The following is a 19,891-nucleotide window of genomic DNA, read 5'->3' on the forward strand; positions in this document are numbered from 1 at the left end:
TGTTTGGTGGTTCGAGAGACGTAGTCTCTCGTCATCACGAAAATCGGAGATTTTCGAACGACACAGCCATCGGTGCGCCTGTTCGATAAATCAACGGGCAGACTACGCCCACAAGAACAGGTAGTGTCGTAAACCACAATATCCCAACGGCGGTCGGGAATCCTCGCCCTTCAGGGCGGGGAGGATGTCAAGTATATGTGCGAGCTCGTGAGCGAGGACTCCCTCCACCTCGTCGGAGTTAAGCCTGTTGAGGAGTTCCTGTGACACGACGACAGTTCCGGCTCCCTTGCGTCCGACCGCGAAGGCGTTCGGCACCCCCATCTTAGCCACCATCAGACGCGGCTTCTCTATTCCCATGTCGTTGGACAGCGACTCGACACGTCTGTGTATCTCGGGGGCTCGGTTCTCGGCGAGATCCTCGGCTCCTACGCTTCTGAGAGCCGCCCACTTACCAACCTTGTACTGAAAACCGACCAGTCCTATGCTTCCCACGAGAACTAATGGGAGCGAGACTCCAAAGACAGCCATCGCCACAGCGGCTGCAACAGCATACAGTGCAAAAAGGACTGATCCGGCTATTAGCATCCGAATCTTGAGTCCAAGATGTCGCATATCTGAGGCTTGTTACGTCACGCATAAATGAGTGGTGTGGGTACTGTTGTCACTCTCAGCTAACCAAAAGACTCGTGTCCCCACGGGTGAAACCGACTGTAATGCCTTCTCAGAGAGAGTTCGACACGAAGCTCCGAGAGCTGTCTAACTACGTCGAACGTATAGGCGACGAGGTAACAGGAGAGGTTGAGGGAGAGGCTGACGGGTCGCCTCTCCATGGCTACGAATGTGACCACGGAGGTCACAAGTACCGGATAATCGGGACTCAGGACTGGGAGTACTTTATACTGAGGTACTCTTACCAGATATACGGTGACTACGCCGTAGCCCAGAAGCTCCAGAGAGCGGAGGTACCTGAGGCGAGTGAAGACCAAGAGGTAAACATAAACGTCGATCTGACCGACCAAGACCTCCAGAATGCGAAACAGGAACTATACCAACAGCTTTCTCAGGAGAGCCAGGAGGAGGTGGCTCAGGTTCGACAGAAGATGATACAGATGCTCTCGACCCCCGAATCAGCGATTTCTTTCGTGCCTGATGACTCTCAGCAGATTCACGGGTTCAACATCGATAGAAAGATCTTCCCTTACTCAGAGAGATTCTGTCTCTCGGAGTTCAACCGCAGTGTTCAGACTGTGGTGAGCCTGGGTTTTAAAGGGGTTGAGTACCTCAAAAACAGCTACGGCATACGAAGTATTACTATCTCTCAGTCGAGCACGAAGCAGGATCATCTTCGAGACCCCGGCTTTCGGTAGGATTCGGTCTTGGATATCATCGTGGGAGTTATATATCGGAGCCAAGAAGGTTTAGAAGAGAGATGGACAGCCCGACCCGGATCCTGGTTGTCGACGACGACGAAGTCGCCGACTCCCTGGAACAGAGCCACAGCGGGTTCGACGTCGAAACCGCGTCGTGCTATACAGACTGTCTCGAACGGATAGTCTCGGTTGACTACGACTACGACTGCGTGGTCAGCGGCTACGGAGTACCCGGAGGAGATGGTGTCAAGCTACTCGAATCCGTGCGCGATAGGTTTCCCGATCTTCCCTTCATTCTGTACACTGACAGTGGCTCGGAGGAGATCGCTAGCAAGGCTATTTCAGCAGATGTCACTGACTACCTTACGAAAGACAGACACGCCGACGGTGATCCGGATCACGAGGCACTAGCCCGCAGGATACTCGGTGCAGTTGAGGATTACCACGCCAAAAAGGAAGACGGGGTAGGCGAGCATGACGCCTTGTCTCGGCGTATCGATCTGGATGGGGACGTAGATGTGGATGTTGACGTTGACGTGGAGACAGTCTCCCAGAGCCTCAAAGAGCCTATCGTCGCGGTCGATGCCACCGGTCAGATCGCGTTCGCTAACACGACATCCCGACTCGGCACCTGTTCCCCCTAAGTTACCCGCGGAGGCACGCGTAGTCCCTATGGAAGTGAAAGAAGACGGTTCGAGGATCGGGTCAGTAGTAGTCTGGCGCGACATCACCGAACGCAAACAGATGGAGTCCGAGCTTCGGAGACGTGAGAGGCAGTTCCGTGCTATGTTTGAGCGCCACAGTGCTCCCATGCTTCTGATCGAACCCGATACGGGTAGTATCCAGGAGGCGAACCAGGCGGCGGTCGAGTTCTACGGCTACTCAGACGACGAACTCACGTCGATGGGAATACAGGAGATAAATATTCTCTCCCCGGAACAGGTCGAGGAGGAACGTAAGAAGGCGGAGAGACAAGACCGCAATCACTTCATCTTTGAGCACGAGCTCGCTGACGGTGAGATCCGTACCGTCGAGGTACATTCGTCCCCGATCGAGTTAGAGGGCGACGAGCTTCTCTTCTCGATCATACACGATATTACCGAGAAGAGGAGACAGGAGAAAGTCAGAAAGCGGTTCGAACGAGCCATCGAGGAGACGGGACATGCCGTCTATATCACCGATGCAGACGGCGTGATAGAGTACGTCAATCCGGCGTTCGAACGTATAACAGGCTACACCACTGAGGAGGCTATCGGTAAGACGCCTCGTATTCTCAAGTCGGGAAGGATGGATGACGACTACTACGAGGAGCTATGGGAGACTGTGGAGTCGGGGAAGATATGGAGCGAGGAGATATACGATCAGCGGAAGTCGGGAGACATATACATCGCTCACCAGACGATAGCCCCGATCACTCAGGACGGAGAGATAACCGGATACGTCGCCATCCAGAATGATGTCTCAGAGCGTAAGGAGTACGAGCACGAGATAGAGAAAAAGAACAGACAGCTTTCGGTCATGGATCGTGTCCTCCGCCATAACCTACGTAACGACCTCAACGTCGTCAAGGGACACGCCGAGCTAATCAGGGATAGTGTCGGAAGAGGAGAAGATAGGAACTCCGTAGATATCAGATCCCATTCAGAAACGATCATAGACGAGACTCAACAGCTTCTCAGGACTGCCGACAAGCAGCGTGAGATCACGAAGCTTCTCGCCGATCCTTCGTCGGTAGGCGAGGTTGACATCGCGGCAATGATCGAGTCGAAAGTCGAGAAGTTCCGTGAGAAGTACCCCGACGCCGACATATCCGTGTCGGTCGCCGAGTCCGAGATTTCTGTCAGAGCCATACCCGAGATAGGAACCGCTCTTGAGGAGCTAATCGACAACTCGTTGTCCCACTCCGACCGGTCGACACCTAAGGTCGACGTAGAGCTAACACTCGACGAGGAAGAGGCTGTTGTCGAGGTCAGGGACAACGGTTCGGGAATCCCCGAGATGGAGAGGAAGGTTCTGACAGACAATGAGTCTATCGAGCCACTCTACCACGGAAGCGGTCTCGGACTCTGGCTCGTCAAAGAGATAATCGATCAGAGCGGCGGATCACTCGACTTCGACGAGAGGGAGTCTCGGGGAAGTACTGTCAGACTCCGTCTCGGACTACTTTAAGACAGGTCGAACCGGTCGAGCTTCATAACTTTACTCCATGCGTCGACGAAGTCCTCGACGAACTTCTCCTCCCCGTCATGGGAGGCATAGACGTCGGCGACGGCTCGGAGACGCGAGTTGGACCCGAAGACCAGGTCGACACGTGAACCCTTCCATTCGACCTCTCCGGTGTCTCTGTCACGTCCCTCGTAGACGGTCATGTTCCCGGACTCGCCCGACTCCTCCCACTCGACTCCGTTGTCGAGGAGATTCACGAAGAAGTCGTTTGTGAGCGTCTCGGGCTCTTCTGTGAAGACTCCCAGATCCGAGTCGTCGTAGTTCGCGCCGAGGGCTCGCATTCCGCCGACGAGAACCGTCATCTCGGGGACTGTCAGGCTGAGAAGCTCCGACCTGTCGACGAGTATGTCCTCAGGGCTTCTGTCTGCCCCGTCGCCGACGTAGTTACGGAAGCCGTCGGCATCGGGCTTGAGAGCCTCGAAGGACTCGACATCCGTCTGTTCCTGCTTCGCATCTGTCCTCCCGGGCTCGAACGGCACCTCTACGTCGTAGCCGGCTCTCTCAGCCGCCTTTTCGACAGCCGCGTTTCCGCCCAGAACGATCAGGTCAGCTAGCGACACCTTCTTTCCGTCGGAAGACGACGAGTTGAACTCGTCCTGTATCTCTTCGAGAGTCCCGAGTACGTCTTCGAGCTTCTCGGGCTCGTTGACCTCCCAGCCCTTCTGAGGTTCGAGACGTATACGCGCGCCGTTCGCGCCTCCACGTTTGTCACTTTCACGGTAGGTCGAAGCCGACGCCCAGGCGGTCTTGACTAACTCGGAGACAGACAGGTCGGAGTCGAGTATCTCGTCCTTGAGGTCGTCGATCTCCCCGTCGCTGATAAGGTCGTAGTCGGCATCCGGGATCGGATCCTGCCAGATCATCTCCTCGTCGGGAACCTCGGGACCGAGGAACCTCTCGGGGGGTCCCATGTCACGGTGGATCAGCTTGTACCACGCCTTAGCGAAGGCTTCCTGGAACTCGTCGGGGTTCTCCTCGAAACGCTCAAGAATCTCGCGGTAGTCGTCGTCTTTCTTGAGTGCGATGTCTGTCGTGAGCATCATCGGATCGACCTCCGACGAGGGATCGTGGGCGTCGGGGACGGTGTCGTGTGCACGGTCGTCGACGGGTCTCCACTGCCACGCGCCACCGGGTCCTTTGTGAGGCTCCCAGTCGTAGTCGAGGAGGTTGGCGATATAACCCATGTCCCACTGAGTCGGCGCGCTCGTCCACGGACCCTCTATTCCGCTGCTGATTGTATCTCCTCCCTTGCCCTCGCCGTACTCGTTCTCCCAGCCGAGTCCCTGCTGCTCGATTGGGGCTGCGGCGGGCTCAGGTCCGACGTAGTCGTCGGGGTCTTCGGCTCCGTGAACCTTTCCGAATGTGTGTCCTCCCGCTATGAGTGCGACAGTCTCCTCGTCGTTCATCGCCATACGGTCGAACGCCTGACGGATGTTCTTCGCCGAGCCTTCGAGGTCGGGCTCTCCGTTGGGTCCTTCGGGATTGACGTAGATGAGACCCATCACGGTGTTTCCGAGAGGGTTACGGAGCTCGCCTTCCTCGTCGAAACGGTCCTCGGAGGTGACCTCCCACTCGTCCTCGGGACCCCAGTCGACCGCCTCGTCGGGCTCGAAGTCGTCCTCACGTCCTCCCGCGAATCCGAATGTCTCGAACCCCATCGACTCTAAGGCGACGTTCCCCGCTAGGACTATTAGGTCAGCCCATGAGAGCTTGCGTCCGTACTTGTGCTTGACGGGCGAGAGAAGCCGTCGCGCCTTGTCGAGGTTGACGTTGTCGGGCCAGCTGTCGAGAGGCGGGAGACGTTGACGTCCTCCAGACGCTCCTCCGCGACCGTCTACGGTACGGTAGGTGCCGGCGCTGTGCCACGCCATACGGATGAAGAGAGGACCGTAATGTCCGTAGTCAGCGGGCCACCAGTCCTTCGAGTCAGTCATTACTTCCTTGATGTCTTCCTTCACGGCGTCGAGGTCGACTGACTCGAACTCCTCAGCGTAGTCGAAGTCTTCATCGTACGGACTGACGTCACGTGCGTTCTTGTCGAGAATACTCAGGTCTAGCTGGTCAGGCCACCAGTCTTGAGGTGACTTCCTCATATACGTAATAATTACCGGAACCCACATCAAACCACCGGAAATCCGCATAATTTACCGGTTTTTTGGCGGGGTCACGGCTGTCGGTTCGCGTGAGACTGGGGCTGAGAAGGTCAGTCCGTCTTCGTCCTTAGCCAGACTGTCGTAGACAGGCTGTAGACAAAGACGACTCCGAAGACAGCCTTTACGACGATCTCTCCACCGCTCGCAGTCGCTCCGACGAATCCTATCAGGCTTCCGACTGCCGCGAGTCCCGAGACGTATAAGGCGGTTGTGGACATTGCGTCTTTCTTCTGTCCCTCGTCGGCGCTTCTAAGGACTCCCGACTCGGTGAAGCCGCGTGATCTCAGACCTATCCCCATGTAGAAGAGTGAGACGACTCCGACGAATCCGGCTGCGATATATACGGGTGACGAGATGCTCGGAACTACGCCGGCTAAGAGAACCCCGAGTAAGAGAAGAACCGTACCCATTACTTTGCTAGTGTTCATCGGACTGTGCGTGGGAGACGGAGACGTGGCTTTGATTAAGTTAATCTAAAGCCTTCCGACGTCTTCGACACTCACACTCTCGACGTCGTCGACGTCTCCGAAAGCTTCCTCGACCGCCTCAGTACCTCCCGCCTCGTCGGGGACGACGACGGTCACTATGAGTGCGGTAAGACCGAATGCGACGTCCTCGGTGTCGACGTTGCTTATCTTGGCGTTCTCGGGAAGAGTCCCTTCGAGTCTCTCTCTGAGACTGTCGAGGTCGACGTCGGGACTCGTTGGCATAACCTTGATCTGAGCAGCTACCTTAGCCATATTATCACGGTCCTACGAATCCGCAGTCGGGGCACTTGTACTTGTTACCCTGTTTTCTGCAGTTCGAACAACGGTAGATCTCGTGTCCGCATTCGGGACAGTTGAACTGAGCGTATCCCGTGCCGACTATAGTGATGCCACACGAGACACAGCTCTTGCGCTGATCCTGTTCTGCTTGGCTCATAGAAGGAGATTCGTCGGCTCAGTTGATAAGGTTTTATACCTGACTTTACTTCATCGCGGGACTCTCGCGGTCTCCCCAGTCGTCGAGGAAGGCTTCGAGTCCCTCGTCGGTCTTGGGATGCTCGAACATGCCGTCGAGCACACTAGGCGGAAGTGTAGCGACGTCTGCGCCCATCTTAGCCGACTCCTTGACGTGTTTGGGATGTCTTATGCTTGCTACGAGTATCTGAGTCTCGAAGTCGTATGAGCCGTAGATCTGGGATATCTCGTCTATCAGACCCATTCCGTCGTGTCCTATGTCGTCTATCCTGCCGACGAAGGGCGAGACAAATGTCGCGCCGTTCTTCGCGGCGAGGAGAGCCTGGTTGGGCGAGAAGACTAGTGTGACGTTGGTGTCTATGCCCTCTGCGGTGAGTGTCTTGAGTGCCTTCATTCCTTCACGTGTCATCGGGAGCTTGACTGCGATGTTGTCCCCCCACGTGTCGTACTCGCGCGCCTCTTCTATCATCCCCTCGGCGTCGGTCGCGATGACCTCGACGCTTATGGGACCCTCGACGAAGTTGTCGAGTTCGCTTATTATCTCGTCGTACTCCCGTCCCGTGTCGGAGACGAGAGACGGGTTCGTCGTCACACCATCTACGAATCCGAGTTCGTGTGCCTCACGTACCTCTTCTACGTCTGCTGAGTCTATGAAGAACTTCATTATGTATCGTACCTGTTTGGCTGTCTTACTTAAAGTAACTCCTTTGCCGACTCGACTATGTCTTCTGCCGTGAGACCGTACGCCTCGTAGAGTTCGTCGGGAAGACCCGACTCCCCGAAGGTGTCGTCGACTCCGACACGTCTGATAGGAACGGGACATCTCTCTGTGACAGTCTCGGCGACCGCGCTTCCGAGTCCTCCTATCACAGAGTGATCCTCGGCGGTGACTATGCCTTGCGTCTCCTCGGCGGCTTCTACCACCAGATCGTCGTCGAGGGGCTTTATCGACGGCATGTTGATGACACGAGCGTCTATACCCTCGTCGGCGAGCTTCTCTCCCGCCTCTATCGCCTCGTGGAGCATGGCTCCGTGTGCGATTACGGTCACGTCGTCTCCGTCTCTCATCACGGTACCCTCGCCTATCTCGGGGTCGTGGTCGTCGTCGAATACTACCGGAACGTCCTCACGTATCAGACGGAAGTAGACCGGACTGTCGTCGTCTGCGATCTTCTCGACGTACTTCTCAGCCTCGACTGCGTCGCCGGGCGAGATGACCTTCATGTTGGGGAGAGTCCTGTATATCGAGACGTCCTCTATCGCCTGGGCACTCTCTCCGTCCTGTCCCGTGATGAGACCCGCGTGGCTTCCCGCGACGGTCACGTTGAGGTCGTTCCTCGCTATCTGGTTCCTGACCTGTTCGAAGCCCCTCTCGGTGAATATAGCGAATGTGCTCGCGAACGCGGTCTTTCCTGTCGATGCCATTCCCGCGGCGGTCACCATCATGTCCTGTTCTGCGATACCCATGTTGAACCAACGGTCGGGGTTCTCGTCCTTGAACCACGCGCCTCGTGTCGATCCCGCGAGGTCGGCGTCGAGAGCTACGACATCTTCTCTCTCTCTTCCAAGCTCTACGAGACCGTATCCGTATCCGTTCCTCGTCGGCAGTTCGTCGTGTTCAGAAGGTGGTTTCGACATCATCTATATCTCCTCCGCTTCTTCCTCGAATCCGAGTTCCCTGAGTCCTTTCCTGAGCTGTTCGTCGTTCGGTGCCTTTCCGTGGAATCCCGAGAGCTCCTCCTCCATGAACGAGATTCCCTTGCCCTTCGTCGAGTGGGAGATTACCACGGCGGGCTCGTCGTCGCGGTTCTCGTCTATATCCTCGAACGCCTCACGTATCGAGTCGAAGTCGTGTCCGTCACAGTCGGTGACGTACCAGCCGAACGACTCGAACTTGTCGTCGAGAGGCTCTATCGTCTTCGACTCCTCGACGGGACGGTCGTTCTGTACTCCGTTGTTGTCGACGACTACGGTGAGGTTGTCTATCGACTTGTCTCCCGCGGTCATAGCCGCCTCCCAGACGGCACCTTCCTGTACTTCTCCGTCTCCGAGCATCGCGTAGACGTGGTAGTCAGCACCGTCGAGCTTGCCCGCGAGCGCGATACCGTTGGCGAACGACAGACCCTGTCCGAGCGACCCCGACGAGAAGTCGACACCGGGTATCTTCATGCTAGAGTGCCCCTGGAGTAGCTCGTCGAAGCCGCGGAACTTCATTAGCTCGTCGTCGGAGAAGAAGCCCTGTCTCGCGAGGACGGAGTAGTAGGCTGGGCAGGCGTGTCCCTTGCTGTAGATTAGCCTGTCCCTGTCGCCTGCGTCGGGATTTTCGGGATCGACATCTAGCTCCTCGTTGTAGAGCCAGATCAGCATCTCGGTCGCCGAGAGCGACCCTCCGGGATGTCCCGACCCCGCTGCGTTCGTCATCTTGAGTATCTCCTTACGTGTCTGTCTAGCTCGCTCTTCGTAGTTCTCGTAAGCTGTTTTCTCTTTCTGTGTCATTGTTTCTCCTCGGCTGCGTTTCTTATGTCTCTCATGGCTTCTGCCGGGCTGTCAGAGCCGAATATAGAAGAGCCGGACACGAGTACGTCGACACCAGCCTCGACGCAGTCGCGTGCGTTCCCGACTCCCACTCCGCCGTCGATCTCTATCTCGACGTCCGACTTCGAGTCTATCTCCTCGACCTTGTCGAGTACACCCGGGAGGAACTCCTGTCCTCCGAAGCCGGGGTTGACCGACATCACGAGAACGCGGTCGAGGTCGCTCAGAACTTCGTCTAAGACGGTCGCAGGAGTCGCGGGGTTTATCGCCACACCCGCGTCCATGCCTTCGTCGTGTATCCTCTGTACAGTTCTGTGGAGATGGACACACGTTTCCTCATGGACTGTGAGAGTATCGGCACCCGCGTCGGCGAACTCTGATATGTAGTCGTCGGGATTTTCTATCATCAGATGGGTGTCGAAAGACAGATCTGTGACCGGGTCGAGCGAGTCGAGAACGAGGGGACCGAACGTGATGTTGGGAACGAAATGACCGTCCATGACGTCGAGGTGTAACATGTCGGCTTCCTCGACTTTCTCGACCTCATCGGCGAGATGTGAGAAGTCTGCTGAGAGTAACGATGGTGCTATCTTGACCATATAGGTAGTTACTAATCCGTCTCAGCACCACTTTAAACAACCGTTTTGAGGGGTGTATGTCAAGCTCTGACCAACACCAATACACCATCAGTGTCTACCACTCCTGTCTACCACCACCAGTTTGATCTGTCTTCTCGTCGTACACCGGGTATGCAGCCGAGCAAGTTCATTTGGTGGGCGTCCGAGGACAAGGATCAGCTACACAAGTTCGAGGACATATGCGATGAGAGAAACTGGGTCTCACGCCACGGAATACAGGACTTCCTTCTATCCCAGCTTCCCGGTGAACCCGACAAGGTACGTATGGAGGTTCCGACCGACTACTGGAGCGACATAGAGAATCCTCACATCGACACCGCGGGAGAGATCGACCTACTCGAACTCGAAGGCGTCGCGCATTACCCCGAGAAGAAGATAGAGTTCGAGACAGTTACTAAGATGGTGAAGGACGACGAAGACCCGTCGATAGACTGGAAGGTCTGGAAGATGCAGAAGAAGTATCCCTGATATGAACGGAGAAGATCCCGACGAGGTGATAAGAAAGATACGCGAGGTCGAGATACAGGGAGCGACCTCAGTCGCAAGAGAGGGAATCCGTCTTCTGCGACGTATGGAGGAAACAGGAAGGAGCCGCGACGAAGTCGAGGACGTAGCCGAGAGACTCCGGGAAGCACGTCCGACTGAGCCACTTCTGTTCAACTCGCTCGACATGGCTCTCGGTCGACAGGAGAGCTACGACGCCATACTCGGACACATAGACGAGTCGCGTGACGAGATAGTATCTAACGCTAACGCTAACGCTAACGGAAGAGGGATTCTCGAGGACTCCGAGGTGGTCTACACACACTGTCACTCGTCTACAGTCACACGTGTTCTGAAGCAGACATACCGAGACACCGACTTCGAGGTACGTGCGACAGAGACACGTCCCCTATACCAGGGAAGAGAGACAGCCAGAGAGCTGTCGAACAGCAGTATTCCGACGAGTCTCTACGTCGACTCGGGGGCGCGTCTCGCACTCGAAGGCGTCGGAGAAGACCCAGCCGACGTGATGTTGATAGGTGCCGACGCTGTCGGATCGAGAGGCAACGTCATAAACAAGATAGGAAGCCGTGTCTTCGCAAACGTAGCCGACTCGCTCGACGTTCCTGTCTACGTACTCGCCGACTCGTGGAAATACCTCCCCGATGTCGAGGAAGAAGTCGAGAGACGTCTTGAGAGACGTGACCCCGACGAAGTCTGGGAGGAGGCACCCGACGGGGTCGATGTCGTCAACTACGCCTTCGAGTTAGTGCCTAACGACGTCTTAGAAGGGATAGTCACTGAGATCGGAGTTATAGAGCCCGGTGAGTTCGGGGAAAGAGTAGAGTCGGAGTATCCCGAACTCGCTTAGGCTTAAGCCATTATCGAGGCAAGGTCAACCTCCTCTTCGAGGAGCTCGTGCTCGTGTCCCTCGATGTCCATCTTGTCCTCTATTATCTTCGTGAGCTTTCCGACGGGACGTACGTTTCCTATGAGTATCGCACCGATGAGACGTCCGTCCTTGTAGCACAGTCTTCTGTACTCCTTCTCGCCGTACCTCCTCGACTCGTAGGTGTCAGCCATCGGCGGGCTTCCGAGCGATATGAACGGCATCGAGAAATGGGCGACCGAGTAGGTTGAGACGAACTCGAATGCCTCGGCGTCGTCGGGGTTGAGCATGTTCTTCGCGGCGCGCTCGCCCTGTGCCATCGCTGAGTCCCAGGAACCGTTCGTCTTGTACTCCTGTGTAATCGGATCGTAGAATTCGGCTATGTCTCCCGCGGCGTAGATGTCCTCGTCCTTCGTCTGGAGTGTCTCGTCGACGACTATGCCGTCGTTTGTCTCGACCTCGGTTCCCTCCATGAGATCGGTGTTGAGGTCGAGTCCTATACAGACGCCGGCTATGTCACAGTCGTAGACCTCTCCCGAGGTTCCGACACACTCCTCGACGCTTCCCATGCGGTCGACTCCGAACCTCTCGACGCCCTCCTGGAAGACGGGCTCGACTCCTATCGATCTTAGCTCGTCGTGGATTATCTCAGCGCCGTCCTTGTCGATGCCGTACCTCCACCATCTGTCTCCTCTCATGAGATACTTCGCGTCGACGTCATTCTCCCCCATCGCGTACGCGAAGTCTATACCGAGGAGACCCGCTCCGACTATGACGCCCGAGTCGGCTTCCTCGGCGTCTCTCCTTATTCTGCGCGAGTCGACGAAGGTCCAGAAGTTGTGTATTCCGTCGGCGTCTCCGTGTGGTACGGGAAGGTTCCACGGCTTACCTCCCGCTGCGACGAGGAGCTTGTCGTACTCGACTGTCTCCTCGTTGTGGAGTATGACCTGGCTGTTGTCGTTGTCTATCCTGTTGACACGTGTGTTGAGCATCAGGTCGATGTCGTTCTCGTCGTACCACTCCTCGTCGTGCATCCTGATCTCTTCCTCGGGCATCTTGCCCTTGGCGTACTCCTTTATGTTTATACGGTTGTAGAGCGGCTCGGGCTCGTCGGTAATAACCGTGATCTCTGCGGAGTCAGACTCCTCCCTAAGCGTCTCTGCCGCGGTCGATCCCGCGATTCCGTCTCCGATAATTACGTATTCAGACATTCGTATTGTTCGGAAGTACCTTCATATATATATATTAATTGGTATGTTCCTGTGTGCCAGTGTGACTTACCACAGGCTGTCAGTCTATCGACTCGAAGAATCCCTCGGGCGGCTCAGTGGGTGTCCAGTCTCCTTCCTCGACGACTACGGGAGTGATCTCGCCCTCTACCGCAGGATCGTCGTCACCGTTCTTGTAGACCTCGAATCCGACAGTGAAAGAAGTCTCTCCTGTCTCTTCGACCCGAGCCACGACCTCGATCTCATCGTCGTATCCTAAGGCGTCGTTGTAGTTAGCCTCGGCGTTGGCTCTGGGTATGTCATAGCCCTCGTCATGGAGTCGGTCGAGCGACCAGCCCGCCTCTCTCAGAAGCTCCATCTCTGCGTCCTCGAAGTACCTGAAGACGCTCGCGAAATGTATCTGTCCCGAGGCGTCGGTGTGTCTCCATCTCACTCGTGTCGAAAACGTGTGTTCCATGTAGTCGGCTTTGGCGAGACACGACTTATCTACTTCGGAGAGTGTCCACCGTATAAGATATAGTTAGAAACCGTACCGGTCGTGTGCTTCGTCTATTTGGAGTATTTCGAGGACACCCACCTCGCTGTTGTCTTCGTATATATCGTAGAACGCCGTCCAGGTACGACCAATATGCATCCGGTAGCGGTCATCACCGTCGATAGGAAGACGTTCTTTATCACCCAGTCCAGCCCCCGGATAAGGGTCATCGGCGAGATATCCGAGGTTCTCACGTATTATCCGTTCAGTTTTCTCGTCGACAGCTTCGAGAACCTCCTCAACGTCCGGGTGGAGGAGTACTGTATAGTCGTCAGACATCGTCAAGCCCAACAAACTCCTCACGGGACGCGTCCATCTCCTCGAAACGCTCGGCAAGCTCCTTCCGTCGGCGCTCTCTGGCAAGCGACTTCAGAAGATCATCGTATGTCTCCCCCGGCTCCTTGAGTTCGTGAAGCTCCTTGCGTGTTTCCTCAGTCACCGGAATCCGCTTATCAGCCGACATCTCTGTCAGTACGTACAGGACTAACATGCTTAACAGTTGCGTTGAGAACCAGACATAGACTGATTACTTCCGACATGGAGAATAGTACTACATCCATCCTATTTCAAGGATCGAGTCCGTCCGTTTCTGGTTCTAAAGACGACACAGATCCCTTCCATGGAGAAGGGTCTGTGAGTAAGATTACCCGACATCGTTATTACCACTCGGTAACATCCGACAGTCTTAAGCCATCCTGGAGACATCTAAGACTGTATGTCAAGTCTTCTCACAGACGACTTCGGTCGTGAGGTCACCGACATACGTATATCACTCACCGACCGATGTAACTTCGACTGTTTCTACTGCCACAACGAGGGGTTGGGGGACACGAGGGGTCCTAGGGAGCCACAGGAAAACGAGATGTCGACCGCCGAGGTTCTACGTATAGCACGGATCGCACACGAGTTCGGGATACGTAACTTCAAGATAACTGGTGGGGAGCCGATGCTCAGAGATGACTTGGAGGAGATTGTCGGCGGTATAGCCGACCTTGAAGGAACCGAGGTCAGTATGACGACCAACGGGACTTACCTCGCGGGTCGCGCCGAGGCACTCGCCGAGAGGGGTCTCGAACGCATAAACGTCTCTATGGACACCAACGACCCCGAGGAGTTCAGGGACGTCACCAAGGGAGGAATAGAGAGGGTCTACGACGGAATAGACGCCGCTCTCGACGCCGGACTCGCACCCGTGAAGCTCAACATGGTGATGGCGAAGCCGATGCGTCCGTACCTCGACGACATGATAGAGTACGTCACCGACAACGACGGTCTGCGTCTCCAGATAATCGAGTACATGCCCGAGATAGCCGGGATGCCCGAGTTCCACGTCGAGATAGACGAGGTCAAGTCTCTCCTCTCACGGAGAGCCGACGGAGTCACGACGAGAGAGATACACAACAGGTCGCGTTACGAGATAGACGGAACAGTCGTCGAGGTCGTCGATCCCGTCGAGAACCCCGAGTTCTGTGCCAACTGCCACCGTATACGTGTCACACATTCGGGCGGTCTCAAGGGCTGTCTCAACAGGAACGACGATGTTGTCTCGACCCTCGGAGCTACCGACGACGAGCTCAGAGATAAGTTCAGAAAGGTCGTCGCTGACCGTGTTCCCTACTACGGAGAGTACATGGTAAAGGACGACGACGGAAACTGGGTCAGGAACCCCGAGTACGAGGACGGTGACGCCGACGACGGGTCTGACACCGACGACATACTTAAGCTTCCGGTCATAAACTAACTCTATGCGACTCTTCGTATCGGTCGACCTACCCGAGAAGCTTGAAGATGCCTTCAGAGATCTTCAGTCTGACCTCAGAGAGACTGGTGCCGATCTCAGCCTAGTCGACCCCGAACAGGCACATATAACGATGAAGTTCCTCGGAGACACCGACCCAGACAGGCTCGACGAAATCGAACGGATTCTCGACGACGCGACCGAGGGATTCTCGTCCTTCGAGGCGACTGTCGAGGGCACCGGAGTCTTCCCGAGCCGTGACTTCATAAAGGTAGTCTGGGCTGGCGTGTCCAAGGGCTCCGAGAGTCTCTCAGAGATACACGACGGTCTCGAAACGAGGTTCGTAGAGTCGGGCTTCGAGCCCGAGAGCCACGACTTCACGCCACACATAACTCTAGCGAGGGTACAGACGGGGAAGGCGAAGAGTCAGATAAACAGCTTTCTCGACCGTACACGCCGCAGAAGCCTCGGAAGCTTCGAGGTCAGATCGGTACGTCTCAAGAAGAGCGATCTCGGTCCGAGAGGACCCGTCTACGAGACAGTCTACGAGTCGAACCTGTAGCTCTTCCAAGGTTCTGAGAACGAGTAGGAGGCTTTATATGACCATAGGAACAGTTGTAATACATGAGCAGTGAAACCAAAGCCCGGCAGGGGATATTACCCGGCTGGATCAGAGCGAGAGTCCCTTTCCGTTACTTCATGGGTGTCACACTCGTCGGAACGTATATACTCATGGTCTTAGGCTCCTACGTCAAAGCTATAGGAGCCGGACTCTCGTGTCCTGACTGGCCCACGTGTTACGGGACTTGGGTGCCTTTCCTCGACCCCAGCATAATAAGCAACTCGCCCTACACGGCTCTACAGATATTCACCGAGTGGGCACACAGAGGGCTCGCTATGGTAATGGGGTTCATGATAATCGGCGCAGCCATCGCAGCGTGGAGGCTGGGACGTGAGCGCGCAGTCGTCTGGTCTTCGGCAGTCGCGGTTCTCCTTCTGCCGTTCCAGATAATACTTGGGGGACTCACAGTCACCGAGAATCTCAAGCCGATAATAGTCACGGCGCATCTCGGTACAGCTACTATAATACTCGTAAGTCTGACTGTGGCTACTGCACTGGTGTGGAAAAATGAGACTCAAAAATCTACTGAGACACAAAGACGGACACAGACTTGAAAGCATAGACACAGCCGGGGAGAAGGGGCTGACGGATCTTCTAGCTCTCACGACAGTAGCGACTTATGTAGTCATAATACTCGGTGCGACGCTCGCAATCACCGACATCGCTTCTGTGTGTCAGACCTGGCCCACGTGTAACGGAAGGCTCGTGGTCTTTCCGTGGGAGGGAAGCCTCTTCGTGGTCTGGGGGTACAGGCTGACAGTCCTCGTGACGGGTATCCTCGTGGGAGCCACAGCAGTAACTTCCTGGCTCGTCGACGCGAGACCTCGTGTCAGAGTCGCCCTTCTGTTCGCTCTGGTCGCGTATCCCGTTCAGTCTTCGATAGGTGGAGTCCTCGCGACCTCGGATATACCCAGGCTTCCCGCTATACATCTCGGGATCGCGATGTCGATATTCACCGCACTCCTTCTGAGTCTGACGTGGAGGCTCGACTCGAACGTAGATCCCGACGAGATAGACAGCGACACCGAGGATCTGTCGGAGGAGACAGCAGAAGAGGGCTGGGGTCATCCTTCGAGCCTCACGGAGAGGATAACGATGACTCTGAGAGCGTACTACAAGCTAACAAAGCCGCGCCTGATGTGGCTCCTGTGTCTCGTCGCGCTCGCGGGTATCGGCTTAGCTGTAGGAGGATCGGGCGAGTCGGTCAGCACCGTCACTGTCGCCGCGACCCTCGTCGGCGGAGTCCTGTCGATAGGATCGAGTGGTACCTTCAACCAAGTCCTCGAACGTGAGGTCGACCAGAAGATGGACAGAACATCGGGAAGACCCTTAGTTGACGGCGTAGTCCCCGTACGTAACGCCGTCGCCTTCGGTCTCGTCTTAGGAGTCGCGTCGCTCGGCGTCTTCGTCGTCTACGTCAACGTCCTCGCCGCGGTTCTCGACTTCATAGCCATACTCTTCTACACATTTGTCTACACGGTGGTTCTCAAGCCCAACACGACACAGAACATAGTCATAGGCGGCGCGGTCGGAGCACTTCCCGCACTCATAGGCTGGTCGGCGGTCACCAACACCATAGGGGTTCCCGCAGTCGTACTCGGCGCGGTCATATTCCTATGGACACCCGCCCACTTCTACAACCTCGCGCTCGCGTACAAGAAGGACTACGAGAGAGGCGACTTCCCGATGCTTCCCGTCGTCAGAGGCGAGAGAGTTACACTCAGACACATACTCCTCTACCTCGGCGCGACTCTCCTCTCAGCGGGAGTTCTGGGTGCTGTAGCTCCCGTCGGATGGCTCTACGGAGCTACGACAGTCGTACTCGGCTCCGTCTTCATCTGGACAGTACTCCGTCTCTACAGGGAACAGACGAAGAAAGCCGCCTTCCGGTCTTTCCACGCCTCTAACATCTACCTCGGAACACTTCTGATATCCATAGTCGTCGAGACACTCGTGATATAAAAATGACATCCACAGACTCGAACAACGGCGTTGAGTGGCTCGATCTTTCGAGGATCAGACCACGTAAGTCGACTCTCGTCTGGGGAGGGCTTATCACAGCCGCCGAGATACTCGTCTTAGGATTTTACTACAGTCTTCCGGGAACATCTATGACAACAATACGTCATAACATCTACCCGTTCGTCTGGATAAACGTCGGACTCTGGGCTGTTGTACGTACGGAGCCCCGGACGTCAGCCGGAGGACGTTACAGATACCTAGCAGCCGGAGCCTCTTTGGTCTACTTCGTGCTTCTGATGTACTTCGGTGGTCTCTTCGACTTCAACCCAGTCGGCTACGGCTTCAGTATCAAGTGGCTGTCTCCGGGATGGGGACCCGCTGTCTACTACTCGGGCGAGACCTTCTGGATAAACCTAATACCGTTCAAGACGTTCGGATACGCAGTCCTGTCGTATCTCGTCTACTCGACGGTTCTCGACACCTCGAAGTCGGTCGTCTCGGGGGTCTTCGGTCTCTTCTCGTGTGTAAGCTGTACCTGGCCCATATTCACTGCAGCACTCACGTCGGCTCTCGGAACCGGATCGGCTCTCACGACTACGATCTACTCGTGGTCGTACGGTCTGTCGACTCTCGTCTTTCTCACAGCCGTAGCCCTCCTCTACTGGAAACCCTACTAGACAAGACAAGACTTACGTTAGTAGAAGTAAACAGTCAGACATGGAACAGACCGCCGAAACACAGACACAGACACAGACAGAGAGGGAGACTGAGACGGAGGTATACGCCGAATGTCGAAGCCGATGTCGATAGAGGTCACAGACCTCCGGAAGTCTTACGGGGACAGGCTTGCTCTCGACGGAGTCTCATTCTCAGTCACAGAGGGCGAGGTCTTCACCCTTATAGGACCTAACGGAGCCGGAAAGACCACACTCGTGAGATGTCTCACCGGAAGCCTGAGACCCTCGGGAGGCGAAGCCACTGTACTCGGAGAGCCGCCTTCCGACACCGACAAGACACGCATAGGTCTTCTGCCTCAGGACTTCAACCCGTCGGGTCTTCTGACGCCGCGTGAGATAGTCGAGTACTACGCGGGTCTTTATCCCGAGTCGGAGACTGCCGACGCCGAGGAGGTTCTCGAAAAGGTGGGTATACACGCTTCGGCGGATTCGAGGTACTCGAATCTCTCGGGAGGACAGAAGAGACGGACATGTGTGGCTTCGTCGCTCGTAAACGACCCCGATCTACTCTTCCTTGACGAGCCGACGACGGGAATCGACCCCGACGGACGGCGGTCTATGTGGGAGTTAATAGAAGACCTCGCCGAGTCGGGAACTACGGTCTTCCTCACGACACATTACATGGAAGAAGCCGAGTACCTCGCCGACACTGTGGCTCTCATAGACGACGGAGAGATAGTCGAGATAGACGATCCCGACGCCCTCATACGTGAGTACGGAGGAGAGAGTAGGCTCGAAGTCAGCCTAGGGACTCAGAGTCGAGACATCTCGGAGCTAGAGTCAGACGGTTTCTCCGTAGAGGTCGACCCTGACACCCAGACAGTCAGGTTCGAGGAGATAGACCCGACTACGATAGGCGAGGCTGTCGAGCTACTTGAGTCGTCGGGGATAGAGTACGACGAGCTCGTCTGGAAACAGCCCGACTTAGAGGATGTCTATCTCAACCTCACGGGTTCGAGGTTCGGAAGTAAGATGGGTGACGGAGAAGAGGGAGGTGTCGAAGCGTGATCTCGGCGCGACGTATCGCATCCGAGGCTAAGGCTTCTTGGAGAACCTTCATCCGGAAACGTGCCGCTGTCTTCTTTACATTCGTCTTCCCCATAATGCTCGTCGGGTTACTCGCCGCCGTGGTGAGCACACAGGTCGCCTCTGGGGCAGGGGGTCTCTTCTCAAAGCCCGTGGGGTACTACATACCCGGATACCTCGCTATAGTCGTCCTCTTCACGCCGATGGAGAGGATGGCGAGCACAGTCGCGATCTACGACGAGGAGAGGCAGTTCGAGAAGCTGTCGAGCACTCCTCTCTCGGCGTTCGAGTGGCTCTTAGCACACAGTCTCGTAGTAACGGCTCTTGTCTCGGGAGCGAGTCTCCTCATACTCGGCGTCCTCCTCGTCGTCACCTCGGCGGATATAGTAGTTTCGCCATCACTCATGGTATTCGTTCCTGCGGGAGTCTTCGTCTTTTCGGGGATCGGTGCTGTGATAGGAAGCTTAGCCGACTCACAGGACGGTGCTATCGCCGCCGGAAACGCACTCTCATTTCCGATGATAGTCCTCTCAGAGACCTTCGTGAGCCCCGACCTCGTTCCCGAACCCATACAGCCTCTGATAGACATACTGCCGCTCACCTACTTCTCACGCGGTGTGAGAGCCGCGACATACGAGGGAACGTCTTACGCGGTGAGTCTGGGTGTTCTCTTAGCCATCGCCGTCGTCGCCTTCGGTGCAGGCGTCCACCTACTCCCGTGGAGAGAGGACTGAGACCAAAGGGAATTTTTATGGTTCGGCTTCTGTTATCACAGCCCGTGATGGA

At 55.9% G+C, this 19,891-nt stretch carries 24 protein-coding genes and 1 pseudogene; 12 read left to right on the forward strand and 13 right to left on the reverse strand.

What is annotated here, in order from left to right; translation table 11 throughout:
* Nucleotides 1-192 precede the first annotated feature (192 nt).
* Nucleotides 193-612 (reverse strand): annotated as a pseudogene (locus SV253_04700) (M48 family metalloprotease).
* Between the two features lie 101 nt (nucleotides 613-713).
* Here SV253_04700 and SV253_04705 point away from each other — a divergent pair.
* The 3 genes from SV253_04705 to SV253_04715 all read left to right on the forward strand — a co-directional run bounded on the left by SV253_04705 (nucleotide 714) and on the right by SV253_04715 (nucleotide 3,539).
* Complete coding sequence (locus SV253_04705; protein ID MDY6775362.1) at nucleotides 714-1,367, forward strand: hypothetical protein; 654 nt, start codon at nucleotides 714-716, stop codon at nucleotides 1,365-1,367.
* Between the two features lie 62 nt (nucleotides 1,368-1,429).
* A complete protein-coding gene (locus SV253_04710; protein MDY6775363.1) occupies nucleotides 1,430-2,014 on the forward strand; it encodes a response regulator in 585 nt (194 codons plus the stop codon).
* Between the two features lie 28 nt (nucleotides 2,015-2,042).
* On the forward strand, nucleotides 2,043-3,539 hold the full coding sequence (locus tag SV253_04715; GenBank protein MDY6775364.1) for a PAS domain S-box protein: 1,497 nt from the start codon (nucleotides 2,043-2,045) through the stop codon (nucleotides 3,537-3,539).
* On the opposite strand, the gene katG is transcribed toward SV253_04715, so the two are convergent.
* The 8 genes from katG to rpe form a co-directional block, all read right to left on the reverse strand.
* Nucleotides 3,536-5,689: a catalase/peroxidase HPI gene (gene katG, locus SV253_04720; protein ID MDY6775365.1), complete on the reverse strand. Its 2,154-nt coding sequence runs from the start codon at nucleotides 5,687-5,689 to the stop codon at nucleotides 3,536-3,538. The two genes, SV253_04715 and katG, sit on opposite strands and share 4 nt — an antisense overlap.
* Nucleotides 5,690-5,799: 110 nt before the next feature.
* On the reverse strand, nucleotides 5,800-6,177 hold the full coding sequence (locus SV253_04725) for a hypothetical protein (GenBank protein ID MDY6775366.1): 378 nt from the start codon (nucleotides 6,175-6,177) through the stop codon (nucleotides 5,800-5,802).
* 45 nt (nucleotides 6,178-6,222) lie between these two features.
* The gene (locus SV253_04730) at nucleotides 6,223-6,489 is read right to left on the reverse strand and encodes an elongation factor 1-beta (protein MDY6775367.1); all 267 of its coding nucleotides are present in this window, start codon (nucleotides 6,487-6,489) and stop codon (nucleotides 6,223-6,225) included.
* Nucleotides 6,490-6,493: 4 nt separating this feature from the next.
* Complete coding sequence (locus SV253_04735) at nucleotides 6,494-6,673, reverse strand: HVO_2753 family zinc finger protein (GenBank protein MDY6775368.1); 180 nt, start codon at nucleotides 6,671-6,673, stop codon at nucleotides 6,494-6,496.
* A 45-nt stretch (nucleotides 6,674-6,718) separates the two neighbouring features.
* Nucleotides 6,719-7,375, reverse strand: a complete 657-nt coding sequence (gene fsa / locus SV253_04740) for a fructose-6-phosphate aldolase (GenBank protein ID MDY6775369.1) — start codon at nucleotides 7,373-7,375, stop codon at nucleotides 6,719-6,721.
* Nucleotides 7,376-7,404: 29 nt separating this feature from the next.
* Nucleotides 7,405-8,349: a transketolase family protein gene (locus tag SV253_04745; protein MDY6775370.1), complete on the reverse strand. Its 945-nt coding sequence runs from the start codon at nucleotides 8,347-8,349 to the stop codon at nucleotides 7,405-7,407.
* Between the two features lie 3 nt (nucleotides 8,350-8,352).
* The gene (locus tag SV253_04750; protein ID MDY6775371.1) at nucleotides 8,353-9,207 is read right to left on the reverse strand and encodes a transketolase; all 855 of its coding nucleotides are present in this window, start codon (nucleotides 9,205-9,207) and stop codon (nucleotides 8,353-8,355) included.
* Nucleotides 9,204-9,845, reverse strand: coding sequence for a ribulose-phosphate 3-epimerase (gene rpe / locus SV253_04755; GenBank protein MDY6775372.1), 642 nt, complete (start codon nucleotides 9,843-9,845; stop codon nucleotides 9,204-9,206). The genes SV253_04750 and rpe overlap by 4 nt, the downstream gene beginning before the upstream one ends.
* A gap of 150 nt (nucleotides 9,846-9,995) precedes the next feature.
* Here rpe and SV253_04760 point away from each other — a divergent pair, with 150 nt between their 5' ends.
* Together SV253_04760 and SV253_04765 are read left to right on the forward strand one after the other, a co-directional pair.
* A complete protein-coding gene (locus tag SV253_04760) occupies nucleotides 9,996-10,352 on the forward strand; it encodes a hypothetical protein (GenBank protein ID MDY6775373.1) in 357 nt (118 codons plus the stop codon).
* A 1-nt stretch (nucleotide 10,353) separates the two neighbouring features.
* A complete protein-coding gene (locus SV253_04765) occupies nucleotides 10,354-11,238 on the forward strand; it encodes a hypothetical protein (protein MDY6775374.1) in 885 nt (294 codons plus the stop codon).
* A gap of 2 nt (nucleotides 11,239-11,240) precedes the next feature.
* On the opposite strand, the gene SV253_04770 is transcribed toward SV253_04765, so the two are convergent.
* The 4 genes from SV253_04770 to SV253_04785 all read right to left on the reverse strand — a co-directional run bounded on the left by SV253_04770 (nucleotide 11,241) and on the right by SV253_04785 (nucleotide 13,483).
* Nucleotides 11,241-12,467, reverse strand: coding sequence for an FAD-dependent oxidoreductase (locus SV253_04770; protein ID MDY6775375.1), 1,227 nt, complete (start codon nucleotides 12,465-12,467; stop codon nucleotides 11,241-11,243).
* 79 nt (nucleotides 12,468-12,546) lie between these two features.
* On the reverse strand, nucleotides 12,547-12,942 hold the full coding sequence (locus SV253_04775; GenBank protein ID MDY6775376.1) for a thioesterase family protein: 396 nt from the start codon (nucleotides 12,940-12,942) through the stop codon (nucleotides 12,547-12,549).
* A gap of 63 nt (nucleotides 12,943-13,005) precedes the next feature.
* Nucleotides 13,006-13,299 (reverse strand): type II toxin-antitoxin system RelE/ParE family toxin, encoded by a 294-nt coding sequence (locus tag SV253_04780; protein ID MDY6775377.1) that lies wholly within the window; start codon nucleotides 13,297-13,299, stop codon nucleotides 13,006-13,008.
* Nucleotides 13,292-13,483, reverse strand: coding sequence for a hypothetical protein (locus tag SV253_04785; GenBank protein MDY6775378.1), 192 nt, complete (start codon nucleotides 13,481-13,483; stop codon nucleotides 13,292-13,294). The genes SV253_04780 and SV253_04785 overlap by 8 nt, the downstream gene beginning before the upstream one ends.
* 252 nt (nucleotides 13,484-13,735) lie before the next feature.
* Here SV253_04785 and moaA point away from each other — a divergent pair, with 252 nt between their 5' ends.
* The 7 genes from moaA to SV253_04820 all read left to right on the forward strand — a co-directional run bounded on the left by moaA (nucleotide 13,736) and on the right by SV253_04820 (nucleotide 19,839).
* Complete coding sequence (moaA, locus tag SV253_04790; GenBank protein MDY6775379.1) at nucleotides 13,736-14,761, forward strand: GTP 3',8-cyclase MoaA; 1,026 nt, start codon at nucleotides 13,736-13,738, stop codon at nucleotides 14,759-14,761.
* A 4-nt stretch (nucleotides 14,762-14,765) separates the two neighbouring features.
* Complete coding sequence (thpR, locus tag SV253_04795; GenBank protein MDY6775380.1) at nucleotides 14,766-15,320, forward strand: RNA 2',3'-cyclic phosphodiesterase; 555 nt, start codon at nucleotides 14,766-14,768, stop codon at nucleotides 15,318-15,320.
* A 62-nt stretch (nucleotides 15,321-15,382) separates the two neighbouring features.
* On the forward strand, nucleotides 15,383-15,934 hold the full coding sequence (locus SV253_04800) for a COX15/CtaA family protein (protein MDY6775381.1): 552 nt from the start codon (nucleotides 15,383-15,385) through the stop codon (nucleotides 15,932-15,934).
* Entirely contained in the window at nucleotides 15,888-17,342 is a 1,455-nt protein-coding gene (locus SV253_04805) for a heme o synthase (protein ID MDY6775382.1), read from the forward strand. Before SV253_04800 ends, SV253_04805 begins: the two co-directional genes overlap by 47 nt.
* Before the next feature lie 2 nt (nucleotides 17,343-17,344).
* A complete protein-coding gene (locus tag SV253_04810) occupies nucleotides 17,345-18,019 on the forward strand; it encodes a hypothetical protein (protein MDY6775383.1) in 675 nt (224 codons plus the stop codon).
* Nucleotides 18,020-18,130: 111 nt separating this feature from the next.
* The gene (locus SV253_04815; protein MDY6775384.1) at nucleotides 18,131-19,087 is read left to right on the forward strand and encodes an ABC transporter ATP-binding protein; all 957 of its coding nucleotides are present in this window, start codon (nucleotides 18,131-18,133) and stop codon (nucleotides 19,085-19,087) included.
* The gene (locus SV253_04820) at nucleotides 19,084-19,839 is read left to right on the forward strand and encodes an ABC transporter permease (GenBank protein ID MDY6775385.1); all 756 of its coding nucleotides are present in this window, start codon (nucleotides 19,084-19,086) and stop codon (nucleotides 19,837-19,839) included. The genes SV253_04815 and SV253_04820 overlap by 4 nt, the downstream gene beginning before the upstream one ends.
* The last annotated feature ends 52 nt before the right edge of the window (nucleotides 19,840-19,891 follow it).

Source organism: Candidatus Afararchaeum irisae (assembly GCA_034190545.1).
GTDB classification, from domain to species: Archaea; Halobacteriota; Halobacteria; order Halobacteriales; family Afararchaeaceae; genus Afararchaeum; species Afararchaeum irisae.